2 protein-coding genes are annotated in these 2027 nt (G+C 67.4%); both read right to left on the bottom strand.

Translation table 11 applies throughout. The features are described from left to right. Positions 1-220, bottom strand: a 220-nt coding sequence (locus tag ABZ818_RS42695; protein ID WP_361427705.1) for a hypothetical protein, incomplete at its 3' end; no start/stop codon positions are given. A 165-nt stretch (positions 221-385) separates the two neighbouring features. Continuing rightward, positions 386-1891, bottom strand: coding sequence for an FAD-dependent monooxygenase (locus ABZ818_RS42690; protein ID WP_361427702.1), 1506 nt, complete (start codon positions 1889-1891; stop codon positions 386-388). Positions 1892-2027: the final 136 nt, after the last annotated feature.

The raw sequence follows: 2027 nt of genomic DNA, 5'->3' as shown, positions 1-2027 counted from the left end.
CCACGTCAAGGACGGAGTGGTGGGCAGCTTCCGGGTGGTCAAGCGCCACCACGGTGAAGACTTCGACTTCTAAACCCAACCGCACCATGCGAACCACATAGAACCCCGGCCCGCCGTAATCGGGCCGGGGTTCCGGTCTCCCCCGGGACACCCGGCGCGTGGTACCGCACCCGCCCCATGCCCGACGGTCCACACGCGTCATCATGAAGATCGGCCCCATGAAAATACTCGACAAGAGCTACAAACTGCCCGACCTGCTGTGCGGGCGACCTGTCCCGATCGAGTGGTCGACGTTCGCATTGCTCGTCGACGTGCGTCCGTGCCACCTGGCAGCGCCAGTGAGGGGGCCTTCTGCGGCGCGATGCCCACGAGACCGGGAAGCCGTTCACCCTCCCTGGCGGTCCACCGGGCCCAGCCACTGCGACAGGGCATTGCGCACCTCGTCCGACTCGGGGTCCTCGGCCGCCCACGCGGCATAGCCGTCGGGCCGGACCAGGAGCGTCGGGCGCAGGCTCGTCGCCGGGGAGACTGTCACCACTCGCCCCGCCCACGGCGTGGCAACCGCAGCGACATCGCGGCCCACTAGCACGAACTTACCCTCCCGCAGTGCCTCATAGAGCCGGGCCGGTTTCTCAGCCAGGCGGAGGTCTGGTATCCGGCGTCCGACGAGCAGATGAGAGCCGCGGGGTGCCCGATAGGTGATCCCGATGCCGGAAATGCCGCGTGATGCGCGCGCCTCCACCACGACCAACTGGTGCACGACGGTGGCCAGTGCGGCCCGCAACGCGCGGATCAGAGGTGACCCGGTGGTGACGGCCGTGAGGAGTGCGTGACTGACGCGCAGGACCATGCGCCCCACCGGGTAACGTTCCGCATGGTAGGTGTCCAGCAGTGCGTCACCAGCCCAGCCGTGCAGGACGGCTGCCAGTTTCCAGGCGAGGTTGGCGGCGTCCTGGATCCCGGTGTTCATGCCCATGCCGCCGGCGGGCGAGTGGACGTGTGCGGCGTCGCCCGCGAGGAACACGCGTCCCTGCCGGTAGTGGGGCACCTGCCGCTCGTCGCTGTGGAAGCGGGAAAGCCACCGAGGGTCGTGCATCCCGAGGTCGTTGCCGATCGTGCGCTTGGTGATGTCCCGGACGTCCTCCAAGGTGATCGGCGCATCGTCAGGCACCTGTTCGCGCCGGTCCCAGGCGATGATCCGGTACCAGCCGTCCCCGAACGGCGCGAAGAACGTGAAACCTTCTTCATTCGAGCTGAAATTGAAGATGTCGTCAGGCGCGCGGTCGAGCAGCACATCAGCCAACATCACGGAGCGAATGGCCGACTTGCCGGGGAACGGCATACCCAGGCTCCGCCGGACGGTGCTGCGCGCCCCGTCCGCACCAACGACGTAACGGGCCCGAAGCGTGGCCATGGTGCCGTCGGATTGGCGCACGTCCACGTCGACACCGTCCGGATCCTGCCGTAGCCCGGTGACCCGAGCCCCACTGAGGATGGTGGCTCCCGCTTCCTCGGTCCGGTGCAGCAGGGCCCGCTCGACCTGCCACTGAGGAATGGTGAGGATGAAAGGGAAGCGCGTTCGCAGCCTGGAGAAGTCGATACTGAGACGGCCGAACGGACGCAGCGCCCGGGTCGGCGTGCCGATACGGAGGAGTCCGTCGGCCAGGCCTCGGGCGTCGAACTGCTCCAGGGTTCGCGCATGAAGGCTGAAGGCGCGGCTCAGATTGGATTCGTGGTCGCGTCGCTCCAGCAGCGTGACATCGACTCCGGACTTGGCGAGGTCACCCGCGAGCAGGAGGCCGGTAGGACCGGCCCCGACCACCAGAACGTCGGCGTCCGGTGCCCCGTGTGGGTTCGAAGAGTCACGCGATGACATGTCCGTCGTGTTCATATTTCCGAGTGTCAGCCCTGCTCGTGGGCGCCGCATGGCGAGGTCACGTCCGCTGGAGTGGTGTATCGACGGCCACTCGGTGATCTCGTCTTTGAGGCTATGCGCTGAGTTCGGTGGGCAGGGCGGTGTCGTCGGT

The sequence above is a fragment of the Streptomyces sp. NPDC047453 genome (genome assembly GCF_040643155.1).
Taxonomy (GTDB): domain Bacteria; phylum Actinomycetota; class Actinomycetes; order Streptomycetales; family Streptomycetaceae; genus Streptomyces.
This window is presented reverse-complemented; position numbering and strand designations above follow the sequence as displayed.

Coding starts and splice junctions, on each gene's coding strand:
- ABZ818_RS42690 (WP_361427702.1), bottom strand. CDS start 1,891: ATGAACACGACGGACATGTCATCGCGTGACTCTTCGAACCCACACGGG.